15 protein-coding genes are annotated in these 16,773 nt (G+C 48.0%); 9 read left to right on the forward strand and 6 right to left on the reverse strand.

All coding sequences use genetic code 11. The features are described from left to right. Positions 1-60 precede the first annotated feature (60 nt). Entirely contained in the window at positions 61-654 is a 594-nt protein-coding gene (locus tag KNP88_RS12925) for a TetR/AcrR family transcriptional regulator (RefSeq protein ID WP_214894097.1), read from the reverse strand. Between the two features lie 193 nt (positions 655-847). Between KNP88_RS12925 and KNP88_RS12930 the strand changes: the two genes are divergently transcribed. The 4 genes from KNP88_RS12930 to KNP88_RS12945 all read left to right on the forward strand — a co-directional run bounded on the left by KNP88_RS12930 (position 848) and on the right by KNP88_RS12945 (position 4,562). Then, positions 848-1,504: an HlyD family secretion protein gene (locus tag KNP88_RS12930; protein WP_159174007.1), complete on the forward strand. Its 657-nt coding sequence runs from the start codon at positions 848-850 to the stop codon at positions 1,502-1,504. A 12-nt stretch (positions 1,505-1,516) separates the two neighbouring features. Then, a complete protein-coding gene (locus KNP88_RS12935; RefSeq protein WP_214767657.1) occupies positions 1,517-3,211 on the forward strand; it encodes a DHA2 family efflux MFS transporter permease subunit in 1,695 nt (564 codons plus the stop codon). Positions 3,212-3,333: 122 nt separating this feature from the next. Then, positions 3,334-3,876, forward strand: a complete 543-nt coding sequence (locus KNP88_RS12940) for a hypothetical protein (RefSeq protein WP_159174009.1) — start codon at positions 3,334-3,336, stop codon at positions 3,874-3,876. Between the two features lie 128 nt (positions 3,877-4,004). After that, positions 4,005-4,562 carry a nitroreductase family protein gene (locus tag KNP88_RS12945; RefSeq protein ID WP_088836057.1) on the forward strand — a complete coding sequence of 186 codons (558 nt, stop codon included), beginning with the start codon at positions 4,005-4,007 and terminating at the stop codon, positions 4,560-4,562. Between the two features lie 247 nt (positions 4,563-4,809). Here the strand turns inward: KNP88_RS12945 and KNP88_RS12950 are convergent, their stop codons facing one another. From KNP88_RS12950 to KNP88_RS12960, 3 genes are read right to left on the reverse strand one after another with little or no spacing between them, the layout of a single operon-like run. Then, positions 4,810-6,015, reverse strand: a complete 1,206-nt coding sequence (locus KNP88_RS12950) for a CDP-glycerol glycerophosphotransferase family protein (RefSeq protein WP_214805681.1) — start codon at positions 6,013-6,015, stop codon at positions 4,810-4,812. 31 nt (positions 6,016-6,046) lie between these two features. Beyond that, positions 6,047-7,072, reverse strand: a complete 1,026-nt coding sequence (locus KNP88_RS12955) for a ribitol-5-phosphate dehydrogenase (protein WP_029332337.1) — start codon at positions 7,070-7,072, stop codon at positions 6,047-6,049. Further along, entirely contained in the window at positions 7,069-7,782 is a 714-nt protein-coding gene (locus KNP88_RS12960) for an IspD/TarI family cytidylyltransferase (protein WP_029332336.1), read from the reverse strand. Before KNP88_RS12960 ends, KNP88_RS12955 begins: the two co-directional genes overlap by 4 nt. A gap of 309 nt (positions 7,783-8,091) precedes the next feature. Between KNP88_RS12960 and KNP88_RS12965 the strand changes: the two genes are divergently transcribed. The 3 genes from KNP88_RS12965 to KNP88_RS12975 all read left to right on the forward strand — a co-directional run bounded on the left by KNP88_RS12965 (position 8,092) and on the right by KNP88_RS12975 (position 12,697). Next, the gene (locus KNP88_RS12965) at positions 8,092-9,855 is read left to right on the forward strand and encodes a CDP-glycerol glycerophosphotransferase family protein (protein WP_251137231.1); all 1,764 of its coding nucleotides are present in this window, start codon (positions 8,092-8,094) and stop codon (positions 9,853-9,855) included. Next, positions 9,852-10,913 (forward strand): acyltransferase family protein, encoded by a 1,062-nt coding sequence (locus KNP88_RS12970; protein ID WP_214894099.1) that lies wholly within the window; start codon positions 9,852-9,854, stop codon positions 10,911-10,913. Before KNP88_RS12965 ends, KNP88_RS12970 begins: the two co-directional genes overlap by 4 nt. A 587-nt stretch (positions 10,914-11,500) precedes the next feature. Continuing rightward, positions 11,501-12,697, forward strand: a complete 1,197-nt coding sequence (locus KNP88_RS12975; protein ID WP_214894101.1) for an MFS transporter — start codon at positions 11,501-11,503, stop codon at positions 12,695-12,697. 147 nt (positions 12,698-12,844) lie between these two features. Here the strand turns inward: KNP88_RS12975 and KNP88_RS12980 are convergent, their stop codons facing one another. Both KNP88_RS12980 and KNP88_RS12985 read right to left on the reverse strand, forming a co-directional pair. After that, positions 12,845-13,297, reverse strand: coding sequence for a DUF4385 domain-containing protein (locus tag KNP88_RS12980; RefSeq protein ID WP_088836053.1), 453 nt, complete (start codon positions 13,295-13,297; stop codon positions 12,845-12,847). Positions 13,298-13,350: 53 nt separating this feature from the next. Next, positions 13,351-13,977, reverse strand: coding sequence for a TetR/AcrR family transcriptional regulator (locus tag KNP88_RS12985; protein WP_088836052.1), 627 nt, complete (start codon positions 13,975-13,977; stop codon positions 13,351-13,353). A gap of 110 nt (positions 13,978-14,087) precedes the next feature. Between KNP88_RS12985 and kynU the strand changes: the two genes are divergently transcribed. Both kynU and KNP88_RS12995 read left to right on the forward strand, forming a co-directional pair. Beyond that, complete coding sequence (kynU, locus tag KNP88_RS12990; RefSeq protein WP_214894103.1) at positions 14,088-15,365, forward strand: kynureninase; 1,278 nt, start codon at positions 14,088-14,090, stop codon at positions 15,363-15,365. Positions 15,366-15,375: 10 nt separating this feature from the next. Continuing rightward, positions 15,376-16,758: an amino acid permease gene (locus tag KNP88_RS12995; RefSeq protein ID WP_214770570.1), complete on the forward strand. Its 1,383-nt coding sequence runs from the start codon at positions 15,376-15,378 to the stop codon at positions 16,756-16,758. Positions 16,759-16,773: the final 15 nt, after the last annotated feature.

Here is a 16,773-nt window from a genome sequence, read left to right on the forward strand (position 1 = left end):
CATTCCCTCACATCGGAATGACGCTTTTTAGTTCATTTTTTAGACAGTCCCTGGGCGTGTCTAAGGGAAACCAATACTTTCAACTGTTCCGAAGACGATCATCTGACTGAGCTGATTTGCCATATACTCGGAGGAATACGGACGATCATTTCGTAACCACGACATCAAGAGCCCGAGTTGACCACCAATGACGTAGTTCAGTAATAAATCCCGATCCACCGGAACAGAGACACTTGTCGTCTCCCGGAAAGCAAGACGGTAGTTTTCTTTTAACGTATCCAAGAAACGGGAGATGAACGTCTTGACTGTTCCTTGGAGCAGCATCGTCCGGTAAAAGCGCTCGTTTTGCTCAATGTGGATGAACAAACGTGCAAAGTAACGACTGACGCGTTCGACTGTCGGAGGCTCGGCCGATTGTTTTCCTGTAATCCGAATCGCTTCTGCGAGCAACGTCATGTGCTCCTCAACGATTTGATCCAGCAAATCGTATTTATCTTTATAGTGCGCATAGAAGGTCGAACGATTGACCTCAGCACCATCCGTCAACATTTTGACGGTGATCGTCGAAAAGGAATGGTGTTCAAGTAAATGAAATAGCTCTGTCGTAATACGTTCACGTGAACGTTTAGGACGCGGATCGCACGACTGATTCATTTAAAATTCAGCTCCTTTTTACGTATTGTATCCGTTAACAAAGACTTTTCCAACATTTTGTCGGAAATTGTTGGTTGTTTGTTTGTTATGCACCCATATAATTAACTGTATTAACTACTCCTCCCCAGAGGAGTCTTTTTTATGAGACCGCACTGGGGCGATCAGCTAGTAACAGAAAGGATGCAACTTACTCATGAACATGAAGAAATTATTAATCATCAATATTTTAACGCTCGTCGTTTTAATTGGTGGTGGCGCAATCGGTTATTATTACTACGATCAAGCAACAAGTTACGTCAAAACAGAAAATGCCAAAATCGACGGTAAGATGATTACAATTGCTAGTCCTGGCGCTGGAAAACTCACTGACTGGACGGCAAAAACAGGACAGACACTCGATAACGGGGCGACACTTGGTCACGTCATGATGGCACAAACTGGTCAAAAACCGGTTGATGCGTCAATCGAAATGCCAGCAAAAGCAACCGTCGTTCAGTCGATGGCGACAGAGAACGGTTTTGTTGGTGCCGGTACGCCGCTCGCTTACGGATTTAACTTAAATGAATTATGGGTCACAGCAAACGTCGAAGAAACAGAAATCGATGAAGTCAAAGTCGGTCAAGCCGTCGATGTCTATGTCGATAGTTATCCCGATACAACACTTTCGGGTGAAGTCGAACAAATCGGGATGACAACAGCAGGCACGTTCTCGATGATGCCGTCATCGAATGGAAACGCAAACTATACAAAAGTCGCGCAAGTGATTCCCGTGAAGGTGTCGCTCTCACAAGAAAAATCACTCGACATTCGCCCTGGTATGAATGTGACCGTCCGCATTCATAAGGATTAAGGAGGGACGCTTATGTCTACGACCTTCCTCTTTGGATACATTGTGTTCATGCTTGTCACGTTCCTTGCAGTCAATTTGATTGCACGCCGGGCACGGCAACCGCGGGTAGCTGGCGCAGGAGGTCCGGCGCTTGATGAAACATTGATTGAAGCAGAAGCGGTTGGCGCGATTCCAGCCGCCCCTGCTCCGCAAGCGCAAGCGACGATTTCAACGGAAAACATCAGTATCCCGAAAGTCATCACTGTCCTGTTAATTGGAATGTTCATCGCGATTTTGAATCAGACATTAATCAACGTCGCTCTTCCTGTCTTGATCAACGACTTCAACGTCACGACGTCGACAGCACAGTGGTTGACGACCGGATTCATGCTCGTCAACGGAATCTTGATCCCAATCAGTGCGTTCCTCATGCGAAGCTATACGTTTCGCCGCTTGTTTCTCGTCTCGATGACGTTGTTCTTCTTCGGATCGATCATTTGTTCGATGGCGATGAACTTCCCGGTCATGATGATCGGACGTGTGGTCCAAGCAGCCGGGGCCGGGGTCTTGATGCCGCTCGGTACGAACGTCTTCATGACATTGTTCCCACCCCATAAACGGGGAGCTGCGATGGGCATGCTCGGGATTGCGATGATTCTTGCACCGGCGATCGGACCAACGATCACAGGATATGTCATTCAAAACTACGATTGGCACGTCATGTTCTATGCAATGGCCTTCTTTGGTCTCTTAACACTTTTGCTTGGATTTGCCTGGTTCAAACTCGTCCAACCGTTATCAAAACCAAAGTTCGATGCCCTCGGTGTTGTCTTTAGTACGATCGGGTTTGGTAGTCTCTTATACGGATTCAGTGAAGCCGGAAACGACGGTTGGGACAGCCCTGTCGTCATCAGTACGATCGTCATCGGGTTACTTGGTATTGCCGCCTTCGCTTTGCGTGAGCTTGCGATGGACGACCCGATGCTGAACATCCGTGTCCTAAAAGTACCGGAATTTTCATTCACCCTCTTCATTAACGTCATCGTCACGATGGCCTTGTTCGGCGGGATGTTGCTGCTGCCGATTTACTTGCAGAGCATCCGTGGTTTTTCACCCGTCGACTCAGGTCTCTTATTACTGCCTGGTTCATTGATCATGGGAATCACCGGTCCTTTCGCCGGTCGACTGTTCGACCGGTTCGGCATTCGACCGCTTGCCATCTTCGGTCTGACGTTGATGACGTACGGAACATGGGAATTGACGCAACTTGATTTGAACACGTCTTACTATTCCATCATGGGCATCTATATGCTCCGGTCCTTCGGGATGGCGTTCATCATGATGCCGATTATGACAGCTGGCATGAACGCTCTGCCGATGAAGATGATTCCTCACGGAAACGCGACACAAAATACATTACGCCAAGTCGCTGGATCAATCGGGACGGCCATCCTCGTCACGGTCATGACCCGTCAAACGACAGCTCATCTCGCGGACGATGCCAACCAGTTTACGACACTTGACCCAACGCTCTCGCAACACCTTGGTGAGCTCGGACAACAGCTTGGTAGTCCACAAGCCGCATCCGTTAGCTGGTTGACGCAATTGACGAAACAAGCGACGATCAGTGGAATTACAGATGCCTTTTGGGTGGCGACTGTCTTGTCTGCTCTCGCACTCGTATTGTCATTCTTCCTTCATGGAAAAAAAGAACCGAATTTAGATTAACGCGTCTTATCCAGCCAGTTGACGGCACATCGTCAGCTGGCTTTTTAATCGTTCACCTTTGCACTTCTTCTCTAATATCGCTACACTAGGTTCATTGAGTTCATATCAAAAGGAGATGCTTTATGGTTGCCTTCCTTCAATTTTACGCGTTCATTTTCGCCTGTTGCTTCGCGTGGCAGGTCGGACGACCATCTCTTTCCTGGTCGCAAAAAATCTCGCGTGCGTTTTTAACGAGTATCAACAGTCTCTTCGTCTTTTTCCGTGCTTCGGTCTCGATTTTCTTACTCGTCGGTCCGTTAGTGCTTGTCTCGTACTATGTCTTTCCGAACCTCTTACAGTTCGAAGGTGGTCTCGCAATCGTCATCAGCGTGCTCGTTATTGGTCTAATTGATCGGCTCGTCAGCCTCGTCATCTTACCGCTTATCCGCTCGTTTTTCTTGAAGCGTAAACGCATCATGCCGCAGTTGCTTGAAGCAACTTTTTATACGTTGTCCATGACGGTCTTGCTTTACATTAACTTGACGGCTGTTCCGGGTGTCGAACTCGGACTTGCGATCCCGATTTTCTTTGGTTTCACAATTTATTTTGCACATTATTTAATGGCATTACTGCGATTACGCCAAGTCAAAAAGAAACTCGCTACGACAGCAAGCAAAAAACAATAACCACATGAAACGAACGATGACTTCCATTGAATTCTAGTCACCGTTCGTTTTATTTTTCGGATTACCATTGACAATGATAATCGTTATCATTTATATTTTAAGAGTACTTAGGTCAGGAGATGATAGTGATGAATGCACGACAACTCATTTTAGAACGACGTTCGGTTCGTTCCTACACCGATCAACCTGTTCCATCCGAAATGATTGAAGAAATCTTAGAAGCAGCAATTTATGCACCGAATCATAAGTTACGCGAACCATGGCGTTTTGTTCTCGCGATTGGTGAAGGACAAGTCCGGTATGTCGAACAATTGATGGAGCTCCTTGAAGCACGTGGTCAATTCGATCAAAAAACGGATGAGCAACGCCTATCATTTAAAGAAAAAATAAGTGAAGTCCCGGTGTTCTTGACGGTCCTTTATCACGTTCAAGGAACAGACGATCAACAGACAGAAGATTTACTTGCGACTGCTGCGATGATTCAAAACATCCAACTGCTGGCATCGGAACTTGGTTTAGGAAGCTGCTGGAAAAGCGGGAAACATTGGTTTACAGACGAATATGCGACACTCGTCGGTGCCCATGATGAAGAACGTGTCGCCGGTGTCATCCAACTCGGTTGGCCTGCGATGATTCCACCACTAAAAAAACGGACACCTGCCCGCGAAAAGTTAACGCACTTTTAAGGAGTGCGCATCCTGCGAGCTACCCCTGCTCGCGCCAATCAAGCCCCATTTATACAGTCATAAGCGATTATTTTGCAACTTCCTCCCCAAACGAAGTTGATCAAATAATCGCTTTTTCTTCTGCACGTTTCCCTCATTCCTGTCAGGAAACCAATCAAAAAAACCCGGATGATTCTCACTTTTTTTTAAAAGCAGAATCGTCCGGGTTTCTCTATATACTGTGTGATGTCCTTCAAGATGATCGTATTTACACGATTGTCGTTTTTTCAGGTGACACTGCAGGCGACTGCACATGATCTAACAGATGATCCACGATGCGTTTTGTCGCTTGCCCATCTTGATACGTGAAGAATTGACGGGCGAATTCCTCAATCTTCTCTGATTCGAACTGCCCTTGTTTCACCCAAGCGATGACTTCGTTGAACGAGGAAACAATCGGCCCCGGGACAAACGATTCATACGGGAAGTAAAAATCACGTTCTTCCTTATAGGATGTCAAATCATTCACGAGGAAGATGATTGGTTTTTTGAGTAAAGCGAACTCAAAGATGACGGACGAATAATCCGTGACCAAAATGTCTGAAATCTGCATCAAATCATTGATATCCGGATAATCCGTCATATCAATGATTTGGTCCGAAAATTCAGCCGGGACGACAGGACGATTAAGCACGAACGGATGCATCCGTAACAATAAAATATACTCGCTCCCGAGTTCTTGGCGGAACTGTTCGAAATCGAGTTCCTCATCATAATGTGCCGTCGTCTGACCGTTGCCCCGGAAAGTCGGAGCAAGAAGAATGATTTTCTTCGAACGCCACTCCGGATGGTCAGCATACAGTTTTTGTTCGACATGTGCTTGTCGCGCCGGATTCAAGAGTTGATCCGTTCGTGGGACACCGAGTGGATGAACACGGGCCGCGTCCATCCCGAATGCTTCAGCATACGGTTCGATACAGGCTGTTCCCGAGACATAGACTTTCGAGTAGTTTCGGTGAATTTGAACCATCTTCAAGTAATCATCGTCCGGTGAATAGGATTTATCGAGCACACTGTAACCGAACTTTTTAAAGGCGCCACATGCATGCCACAGTTGAATGACCTCAGTCCCTTGACGCAGTGACGAGACATAGACCGGATAATAGTAGTCATCGATGATGAAATAGCGGGCAGTCGCGAGTTCATACGTCGCCCGCATCATGTGGAAGACGTATTTAATCTGACCGAAAAGACCTTGTGGGAACCGCTTTAACAGGAACACATAGCTGAATCCAAGATCGCGGCTCTCAAGTTCGTCATAAACGGCACGGAAGTTATCAACGAGCTTGTCTGAACGATATGTCGCAAACACGACTTTTTGCTTGTCAATCGGCAAGCGTCTCGCAAGCCAATACGTCATGACCAGTAAATAATGAACCGTCCGCCGCTGAATTAAACGTATTTTTTGTTTCATGAGTGATCCCTTCTGTTGCACCTACTAATTTTTACATGCACCATTCCATGACGGTTTTTCCGAAACGGTTCGTTAAATCGCTTTCGAACGCTTGATGGATGTCCTCGATTTGACGAATTTGGAATACACCTGCGACTAAGTTCGACAAGTATTCTGGAATATCCGGGTACGTTTGATACAGTTCCATCGTCCGAGCGAAGTCCGTTGGTGTACTGCGACTCGAACCATAGACACGTAATCCTTTTTCGAGAATCATCCGTGTATTGACAGAAACAGGCTCCTCAGATACACCGAGCAATGCCATCGTCCCTTCTGGAATGATATAGTCAATCATTTGATTGATTGCATATTGACTGCCGATGCCGCCTACACACTCAAACCCGTGATTGAAGGCAACGCCTTCTGGAATTTGGTCGATATGATACGTCTCATCCGCGAACGAGAAGTAATCGAGCTTCGATTGTGTTTTTCCGAAGACGAGTAATTTCGCTTCCGGATACAGTTTACGTAACAACAGTGCTGTGATGAAACCAAGGTTTCCGTCACCCCAAATTCCGAACGTTTCCCGACGCGCATGTGCGATTTGGTCGAAACGTGTCACGGCGTGTACAGCGACACTGACGAGTTCTGTAAAGGCTGCGACTTCCGGGTTAAGATCTGCCGGTACTTCGACGAGACGATCGGCTTGAATGAAAACATAATCTTGCATGTAGCCATCATAACCGCTTGAACGGAAACGACTTGTCCGCAAGTAGTTTTCGCCGATGATGTCATCCGTCTCAGACGGCGTATTCGGTACCATCGCAACGAGCGTCCCTTTTGCGAATGTTCCTGACGGGTCATGAACGACTTTTCCGATTCCTTCGTGAATCATCGCCATCGGTAATTTTTTCGCGAGTACTTCTGCACTACGGCTTCCTGTAAAGTAACGTTGATCCGCGTGACAGATTGACAAGTAAGTCGGCCGGACGACGACGCGATCAGATTTTAACGACCGCTCATCATACGTCACCTCGATTTGACGAGGTGCAACGAGTTGATAGACTTGGTTAATCATTGGTTAATCCGCTCCTTCAGGATTGCGTTAGCAATACGTAAATCATAAGGTGTCGTGACTTTGATGTTGAAGAGTTCTCCTGTGACGAGTGCGACATCTTCACCTTTGAGCAATAGAATCTTACACGCATCCGTTAAAATGGCACGCTCTTCAGCAGACAAGGCTTCATAATGTGATTTCAGCTTCGTGATTTGGAAGCTTTGTGGTGTTTGCCCTTGATACATCTGGTCACGGACCGGAATGTCTGTGATCGTTTTTCCGTCTGTCGATGCAACGATTGTATCGATGGCTGAAATGACAGTATCACATGCACCATACTCCAGTGCTGTCGAGATATTTTCTTTAATGATCCGGTGTGTCAGGAATGGACGGACCGCATCGTGCGTTACGATAATATCTTCATCTGTGATGCCATTCTTTTCGTCGATCCAGTTGATCGCCGCCATGATGGATTCGTTCCGGTCATTTCCGCCAGCCGTGATGACGATGCGCTCATCTTGTCCGATGTATTTTTCTAAGATATCGCGTGTATAGTTAATCCACGCTGTTGGTGTGACGATGATGACACGGTCAAAATCATCGTTCAGTAAGAATTTTTCGACCGTATGGACGAGAATCGGACGTTCCCCAATTGAAAGAAATTGTTTTGGACGATCGACGTTCCCCATGCGTGTTCCTTTTCCCCCAGCTAAAATTGCTGCATAAATCATCTTGTATCGCAGATGTCTCATCCGTCGCGTGACGGCGCTGTCATGAAACAACCTGCTTCCCTCCCTTATCAAAAATCTTTTTTGGTTTCCACCTACCAGCGATGTGGGTATATCTTCGAATAGAGTCGGATAATCGGATCACACTTGACGAAAAAAACAAAAAAAATATACAAAGCACTATTTTTTTTGCTTTGTCACGATATAATGATTGGTGATTTCTAATACAACTATACTATGTTCCTGGTGATTTTAAAAACCTATTACTTTTGTGTAAATACATTGTAATCATTTACGTGAGGAGAGATTGTTTTGACAGAAGAAACACTGATGCCGACTTTACAAGCGAAAGTCGACTATTTAGAGCTTGCCGGTACGACATTCCGCTTTGAGGCACGCTTGTTTGGATTAACTGAATTCTTGCAAGCAGAACAATTACTTTTCGAAAACCCGACAGCACAAGAAGGACAGGAAACAGAACGAGAAGATGACTACATTCAATCGGAAGCACCAGAAGCACCCATTCCGCTTGAACGTGCCATCGTCTTCCGCAATAAACGGAATAAACGGACGTTCATACTCCGCTTCCCATTTGAAGGGGACTGGACAGAAGAGACCTTTACCGGCTCATTGAACCTCAATCACATCACACCGACGGGACGTCCTTTACCAATGGGCTATTTTGATGCCTTCTTCGCAATCGTCCAGGGCAACTCGATTTTACACGAAGCCCCATTCGGCGACACACGTGCACTGATTCCGGTCATTTACCGTGTCGATACGAAACATAGCAATCTGTTATTGAAACTCGAATATGAACTCGTCGTCCAACATTCTGAGTATAGCAACACCTTAAGCTTCCATTCCCTAAAACGCGGGGAGTCAAAACGTTTCATCCGGATGATTGACCGGTACAACAAATATAAAAAGGATTTCCGCAAACGCGCCTTTAAATTCCGTCGGTTTACGTTTAAAGCCATCTACAACGTCACGAAATGGACGCAGCCGATCGCGGAAGACAAAGTCTTGCTCGCTTCCGACTCACGGAGTGATGTCAGCGGAAACTTCGCCTACATTCTCGACGAAATCGAGCGACGCGATTTGAACCTCGACGTTAAGACATTCTTCAAACCGAATCTTCAATCCCGACGCGACTGGCGTGATAAATTCACATTGCCGTATCACCTGGCGACAGCCAAAACGATTCTCGTCGATGATTTCTATCCGATGATCTATCCACTCAAAATCCGTAAAGGAACGGATCTTGTCCAGGTATGGCATGCTGTCGGAGCATTCAAGACGTTCGGTTACAGCCGTCTCGGTAAACCGGGTGGTCCAAGCGCCAACTCGCTCAGTCACCGGAACTATACGAAAGCAATCGTCAGTTCACATAATGTCGCGCGCCACTACGCTGAAGGATTCGGTCTCCGCGAAGATCAAGTCGTCGCGACCGGTATCCCACGGACGGACATGTTCTTCGACCAAGACTACATCGCTGCTGCGAAAGAACGGATTTATGAAGAATATCCAACATTCAAAACGAAAAAAGTCATCATGTTCGCGCCGACCTTCCGCGGTAATGGTGCGAAAAGTGCTTATTACGACTTCGACCAACTTGATTTAGATGCTTTGTACGAAGCGTTCCACGAAGAGTATGTCTTCGTCTTAAAAATGCACCCATTCGTTCGTCGTCGGATGGAAATTCCAGAACTGTACGCTGATTTCTTCATCGATTTGACGGATCACCGTGAAATCAATGAGTTGTTGTTCGTCTCAGACATTTTGATTACGGATTATTCTTCGACGTGTTTCGAATTTTCACTCTTGAACCGACCAATGTTGTTCTTTGCTTATGACTTAGACGACTACATCTCTAAACGCGATTTCTATTATGACTTTGAAGAATTCGTGCCCGGACCAATCGTCAAAAATTCGGATGAATTGATTGAACGGATTAAAAATGAAGACTTTGAAATGGACAACGTCAAAGCGTTCGCTGAGTACTTCTTCGAGCATCAGGATGGGAAATCAAGTGCCCGGTTCGTCGATCAAATCATTCTTGGAGAGAACAAATGACGGTTGCTCCAAAGCCGATTCCCGTGCCGGCTTACGATCACTGGCTCGGGAATTACAAAGTCTTGTTGATTTTCACCGTCGTCTTCGGTCACTTGATCGAGACGTTCCGTAATCTTGACGGCAATGATTCGGTCCAAATCGCTTACAATGTCATCTACTTGTTGCACATGCCGGCCTTCATCTTCATGAGCGGATACTTCTTCAAACAAGTCCGACCAAAACGAATCATTTCGTTTGTTGTCTTGTATTTCATTTGGCAGTCGATTCATGAAGTCTACCTGGCTTATGCGAACGATAAGACGCTCGAAGGACTGATTGACGGATTACTTCATCCGCTCGTCCCAAGCTGGACATTGTGGTACTTGCTCGGCATCATCATCTGGCAAATCGTCACGCCCGGGTTTCTGATTTTACGGTTCCCGCTCTTAATCAGTGTCGCTGTTGCGCTTTTAATCAATGCAGACCCGGGTGCGATCACAAACTTCCTGTCGCTCCAAAAGGTGATTAGCTTTTATCCGTTCTTCTTGATGGGCTATCTTGTCAAAGAACGCGGATGGTTAGCGAATGACGGTTTCCGCGATCGGTTGACGGGGCCTGCCGGACGACTTGTCGGTCTCGTCGTTTCACTGACGATTGCGATTTTTATGGGTCTCTGGACAAAAAACGGTTTTGATACGGCATGGCTCTTTTACCGGGATACGTACGGTGAATTTGAAGTATCTCTCCTTAAGGGAGCGGCGACGCAACTGTTCCTTTATGCAGTCAGTACGGTCATGATTTTCTCCGTCCTCCTGATTGTCCCAAGACGATCTTTCGGTGAACGGTTTGACGAAATCGGGATTCAGACGTTAGCGATTTACTTACTCCATTCGTTCATCGTCCGTCTCTTCCGGGATTCCTTACCACCGGCTATCGCAGAATCACCGTTCCTGTTAATCGGCTTAGGACTTTTGCTCGCGACAGTTCTTGTCTTTGTCCTGTCGAGTCGCCCGATCGTCCGGATTTTGCGACCGTTGTTATCGCCGAATGTGAATTGGTTGTTCAAGAAAACAAGCTGATGCTTTACCTGATACGTGTAGAAGCAGGTGACTTCATCTAAAACATCCAAAAAGGGATTGTCCATCGATTTTCAGATGGCAATCCCTTCAGACTGTAGACAACGTGCTATCGGGAGGTCAAGCGTCTTTTTTCGTTGCTTTCCTCGGGCGAGGCGCAAGCCGTTGCTCCTTGGTCCTAACGGACAACGAGCAGGGTCTTGCCTGCCTCTGAAAGTGCGTTGAAAACGTACTTTTCCCCCTAGGAGTCAACGAAACGTGACGCTTTTTAGGTAACACCGTGACGGAAAGCCGGACATGCAGACGCTTTAGAGTGCAATCCGTCTCGAGCCGCTTTGAAGACGAGGCGAGACAGGGAAGCGCGAACTGATTGCATCTCGATATCGCATATTCATGCTTCACAAGAGTTTGTTTACACGCTGAAGGGATTGTCCATTGATTTTCAGATGGCAATCCCTTTTTCCGTATCCATTTCAAAATCAATCCGGTCTTTTCAGCACTCTAAATTGACACAGTCTTTCTCTTGAAACTAAGATGATAAGGATGACACAATAATCGCTTACATAAGCGCGCAGAAAGAAGGGGTCCCCTTGCAAGCGGATCAACGTAAAAAATTAACGGTCTTGATGATCAACATGTTCATCGCCGTCGGGAGCTTCGGGATCATCATTCCGATTCTGCCTGCTTATCTTGCCTCCATCGGACAAGGTGGAACGGCTGCCGGGCTGATGATTGCCATCTTTGCCGGCGCCCAGCTCATCATGTCTCCAGTTGCCGGAAAATGGGCCGATCAATACGGCCGTCGCAAGATGATCATCTATGGACTGATTGGTCTGACACTGTCGATGTTCGTCTTTTACTTCTCGAACTCGGTCGCAATTCTTTATCTGTCCCGTGCAATCGGTGGTATCGGTGCTGCCTTACTGATTCCGGCAATCTTTGCTTACGTCGCCGATATCACGACGATGGATCAACGGGCGAAAGGAAACAGTTATGTCTCGGCCGCGATGTCGCTTGGAATCGTCATCGGACCGGGAATCGGTGGGTTCCTCGCCGAATATGACTTAAAGTTGCCGCTACTCGTCTCAGCTCTCGTCTCGGGACTCGCCGTCTTGTTCAGCATCTTGTTGCTCAAAGAAAGTGATGTCCATGATGCAACAGCGATGGCACCGGACGAAGGATCGATGCTCAGTAAAATCGGTGCGTCGTTCCAAAAACCATACTTCGTCCCGCTCGTCATTACACTGGTCATGAGTTTTGGTCTGATGGCGTACGAATCCGTCCTCGGTCTCTTCATTGATAACCAATTCGGTGCTTCACCGAAAGATATCGCCGTCATGGTGACATCGACCGGTATCATCAGTGTCATTGCTCAAATCTTTATCGTCGACAAGATCACACGGAGTCTTGGTGAAGGTAAAGTATTAAATATCTTTTTATTGATTGCGACACTCGGGTTTCTCGTCTCACTCTTCGCCTCGAGTTACGGCGGCTTCTTTGCCGTCACGCTGGTCATCTTCCTCGCGACGTCGATTTTACGACCTGTCTTGAACACGATGATTTCAAAACTCGCCGGGAACGAACAAGGCTTTGCGATGGGGATGAACAATGCCTATATGAGCATCGGAAACGTCCTCGGACCAACACTCGCCGGTCTGCTGTATGACGTCAATATCTTATATCCATTCATGCTGGGACTTGTCTTCCTCGCCGTGACGTTAGTCGGCTCTGTCGTATGGCAACGCCGCCAGTCCCGGTTGATTGAAAAAATCGAACGTACGTCTTAAGTTTCACCCACTAAAAAAGAGTAGGACGACTCCGGATATACAGCGGAGACCGTCCTACTCTTTGTTTATCGTACGATATCTAAAAAGACTGACAGCCTACTTGAATTTTTAATGAGATGCTTCTCGATACTTCGTCGCTCTTTTCCTTTATCCATATGCCTTTTGATGGGCTTTTTTTAACTTCAGGTAGTCTTCATCGGCCCGGATCAAGTCCCACTTCTCTTGAAAGATTTCAGCGGATTTTGCTTTTTCCGGGTCAATGTCCCGTTCGTTCAACTCGCCTTTTTCTTTATCCTTATATTTCCGCCCTCCCGGATAATTCGCATAACGGCGGGCACGCGTGTGTCCCATCTGAATGAACTTCCGTGCCATATCCATCCCGACGAAATCACCCGCCGCTTTATAGGCTAAGTACATTTCATAGATTTTTTCAGAGGACTCCTTTGCAATCTCCGGTGTCTTGAACCGCCAGTGCGGCAGGATTTCACCTTTATACGGTTCGACAAGCAGGACACCTTGCTCCCCCCGTCCGACGCGGTATTTTTCCGGTTCCTTCCGAAAGTCCGTCGTCTCGAAATCGATCTCATAATCAAATGCCACGGTTCCCACATCCCTTTAGTTAATTACAGGACAATTCCCCGCCATGCCTTCACTTAATCTTCTCGATACAATCCATGTGCATACACTTCCGTCAGCGTCCGCGCAATCTCATCGATCGTCGCCGTCGTTTCTGACCGGACGACTTCAAACAAATACATTTCATTTGCGAAAAACCATCCGCGTGCGACGAGTTTCGGATCAAGATCCATCCGGGCAAGCCCTTGCTGCTGGGCATATAAAATGTCTTGGCTGATTTGTTCAATGAACCGTTCCCGAATTTGTTTCCACTTCGTCCGGACGACGTACGATACGCCAATCGCTTGCTCGACGATCCGAAGCATCGCCCGCTCCTCATCCGCTAATCGAAGAAAGGCCGTCGCCTGTTCCAAAATCTGCTGTTTTGCGTCCGCACGCGAACGCGGCTCAAACACTTGCTCGGCAATTTTGTAAAACCGGTCCATGACGTCTTCCATCAGGACGATCAACAATTCATCCTTCCCTTCAAAATGAACGTATGCCGTTCCGTAACCGACACCTGCTTGTTTGATGATTTGTGAGATGGTTGCCGTTTGAAAGTCTTGCGATAAAAAGACGTCACGTGCTGCTACTAGCAGCTTTTCACGTGTTCGCACCGTCCGTAGATGACGTTTGTCGACTTTCGCCTGTCCTGGTTCCTTCATTCTCACACCACTCCTTTTGATTCGTTATTCGATAATATTGACACAGTGTCAATTTGTTTGCTACGCTTTTGTCAAAATTGATTGAGGATTCAGTTCGAGGAGGAACCGAGATGACACTTACCGCAAACCGTGAAGATGCAGTCCGCATGGATCAGCAAGACCAACTTGCACCGTACCGTAATGAATTTTATCTCCGTGAAGGGTCGATTTATATGGATGGCAACTCGCTTGGTCTCTTATCCAAACGTGCCGAACAGACATTGCTTGAGTCGCTTGCCGATTGGCGCGAACTCGGGATTGACGGCTGGATGCAAGGACGCCATCCTTGGTTCGAATTGTCGGAAAAACTCGCTGCCTTAAACGCCCCCCTCGTCGGCGGGCGGGCAAACGAAGTCATGGTGACCGGCTCGACGACCGTCAACCTGCATCAACTCGTCTCGACGTTCTTTGCGCCGAGCGGACAACGGACGAAAATTTTAGCGGACAGTCTGACGTTCCCGTCAGACATTTATGGACTGCAAAGCCAGCTTCGCTTACGTGGACTCGACCCAGCCGAGCACCTTGTCCAAGTCGAGAGTCGTGACGGACGTTTCCTTGACGAAGAGGATTTAATTGCTGCAATGACAGATGACATCGCCTTGATCGTCCTCCCGACCGTTTTATACCGGAGCGGGCAAGTCCTCGACATGGAGCGCTTGACGAAGGCCGCCCATGACCGGGGAATCCTGATCGGTTTTGACGGCTGTCACTCCGTCGGTGCCGTCCCCCATGCGTTTCACGACTGGGGCGTCGACTTTGCGTACTGGTGCAACTATAAACATTTAAATGGTGGACCGGGAACCGTCGGTGGTCTATTCGTCCATGAGCGGCACTTCGGGACACTCCCCGGTCTAACCGGGTGGTTCGGTTCGCGCAAGGACAAACAATTCGACATGGATCACACATTGACACCGGCAGAAGATGCGGGTGCCTTCCAGATCGGAACACCACATGTCTTAAGTCTTGCGCCGCAAATCGGTGCCCTCGAACTGTTCGCAGAAGTCGGAATCGGTGCCGTCCGGGAAAAATCGCTCGCCTTGACGGATTATATGATGCGCCTGGTCGATGAAGAACTTGCGCCTTACGGCTTCTTCATCGGAAGTCCTCGCGATCACAAGCAGCGGGGTGCACACTTGAGCCTCGAACATCCGGAAGCGGCGCGGATCTGTAAAGCGTTAAAAGCCCATCACATCATTCCCGACTTCCGTGCACCGAACATCGTTCGCCTCGCACCGGTCGCATTGTACAATACGTTTAGCGATGTCTACGACGTCGTTGCGACACTGAAGACCATTATGGAAGAGAAGGAATACGCGCAATTCGCAAATGAACGCGAAGTCGTCGCGTAAGGAGGTCATCATGAAAGAACACCCTACTGAACTACGACGTGACTTAAAAACGCGTCAACTGACGATGATTGCGATGGGGTCTGCCATCGGGACGGGACTATTTCTCGGAAGTGGTCTCGCAATCAGTCTCGCCGGACCGAGCGTGCTGATCAGTTATGCGATCGGCGCCTTCATCGTCTTATTACTGATGGGCTGCCTCGCCGAAATGACGGTCGCCCATCCGACTTCCGGTGCGTTCGGAACGATTGCCGAACGCTATATCAGTCCCTATGCCGGCTTTCTCGTCCGCTATTCGTACTGGGTCGCGAACGTTCTCGCCATCGGGGTCGAGGTCAGTGCGATTGCAATTTATATGAAGTACTGGTTCCCGGACGTTCCCGGGTACTTATGGATTTTATTGTTTGCCGGTGCACTCATTTATATCAATGCTACGACGGTCCATACGTTTGCGACGTTTGAATACTGGTTCTCCGTCATCAAGATCAGTGCCATTCTCATGTTCATCGTTCTTGGTGCGTACTTGATCATCGGTAGTCCGGCACCGGAAATCGGCCCGCAAAACTTCACGAATGATGGCGGATTCATGCCGTTCGGAATTTCCGGTCTGTGGGTCGCCGTCTTTATCTCGCTCTTTAGTTTTATCGGAACAGAATTAATCGCGGTCACGGCGGGTGAAGCAAAGGACCCGGACGTTGCCGTGCCGAAAGCATTAAAAGCGACGGTCTTCCGTCTCTCGACGTTTTATGTTCTGACGATCGCCGTCATGTTGATGATCGTCCCGTGGCAACAGGCCGGTGGGATTGATCAAAGTCCATTCGTCAAAGTGATGGAGCTCCTGTCGATTCCGTATGCAGGCGGCATCATGAACTTCATCATCCTGACAGCTGCCTTGTCAGCGATGAACAGTCAACTGTACGCCTCGACGCGGATGATGTACTCGCTCTCGAAAGCGACCTACGCCCCGCGGATTTTCAGTCGTCTGAACGCAAAAGGTGTTCCGCTGTTCGCACTCGGAATCTCGACACTCGGTATTTTCCTTGCTGCCGTCATCAGCAGCCAATCGAGCGTCTCCTACCCGTTCATGATGGGGATTTCGATGTTCGGTGCGATTTTCACCTGGTTCATGATTTTCATTTCCCACCTCTACTTCCGCAAAGCCTGGGAACGGGACGGAGGGCGGAAACTACCTGTCCGGATGATGGGGTATCCGTATTTGACGGCGCTCGGCGCGATCTTGTTAGTCGCGCTCGTCATCACGACATGGTTCACGGACTTCCAGATTGTCCTGAAGTTCGGAATCCCATGGTTGATTTTCTTGACGATTGCCTACGCGTTTTGGAAACGAAATCATCCACCGCAAGCAGATCAACAGAAACGTTCACAATCACTTTAACGTAAAGGGGATCGA

It is taken from the genome of Exiguobacterium sp. H66 (assembly GCF_018618705.1).
Taxonomy (GTDB): domain Bacteria; phylum Bacillota; class Bacilli; order Exiguobacteriales; family Exiguobacteriaceae; genus Exiguobacterium_A; species Exiguobacterium_A oxidotolerans.

Coding starts and splice junctions, on each gene's coding strand:
- KNP88_RS12940 (WP_159174009.1), top strand. CDS start 3,334: ATGGTTGCCTTCCTTCAATTTTACGCGTTCATTTTCGCCTGTTGCTTC.
- KNP88_RS12970 (WP_214894099.1), top strand. CDS start 9,852: ATGACGGTTGCTCCAAAGCCGATTCCCGTGCCGGCTTACGATCACTGG.
- KNP88_RS12995 (WP_214770570.1), top strand. CDS start 15,376: ATGAAAGAACACCCTACTGAACTACGACGTGACTTAAAAACGCGTCAA.
- KNP88_RS12935 (WP_214767657.1), top strand. CDS start 1,517: ATGTCTACGACCTTCCTCTTTGGATACATTGTGTTCATGCTTGTCACG.
- KNP88_RS12985 (WP_088836052.1), bottom strand. CDS start 13,977: ATGAAGGAACCAGGACAGGCGAAAGTCGACAAACGTCATCTACGGACG.
- KNP88_RS12960 (WP_029332336.1), bottom strand. CDS start 7,782: ATGATTTATGCAGCAATTTTAGCTGGGGGAAAAGGAACACGCATGGGG.
- KNP88_RS12930 (WP_159174007.1), top strand. CDS start 848: ATGAACATGAAGAAATTATTAATCATCAATATTTTAACGCTCGTCGTT.
- KNP88_RS12955 (WP_029332337.1), bottom strand. CDS start 7,072: ATGATTAACCAAGTCTATCAACTCGTTGCACCTCGTCAAATCGAGGTG.
- KNP88_RS12925 (WP_214894097.1), bottom strand. CDS start 654: ATGAATCAGTCGTGCGATCCGCGTCCTAAACGTTCACGTGAACGTATT.
- kynU (WP_214894103.1), top strand. CDS start 14,088: ATGACACTTACCGCAAACCGTGAAGATGCAGTCCGCATGGATCAGCAA.
- KNP88_RS12945 (WP_088836057.1), top strand. CDS start 4,005: ATGAATGCACGACAACTCATTTTAGAACGACGTTCGGTTCGTTCCTAC.
- KNP88_RS12950 (WP_214805681.1), bottom strand. CDS start 6,015: ATGAAACAAAAAATACGTTTAATTCAGCGGCGGACGGTTCATTATTTA.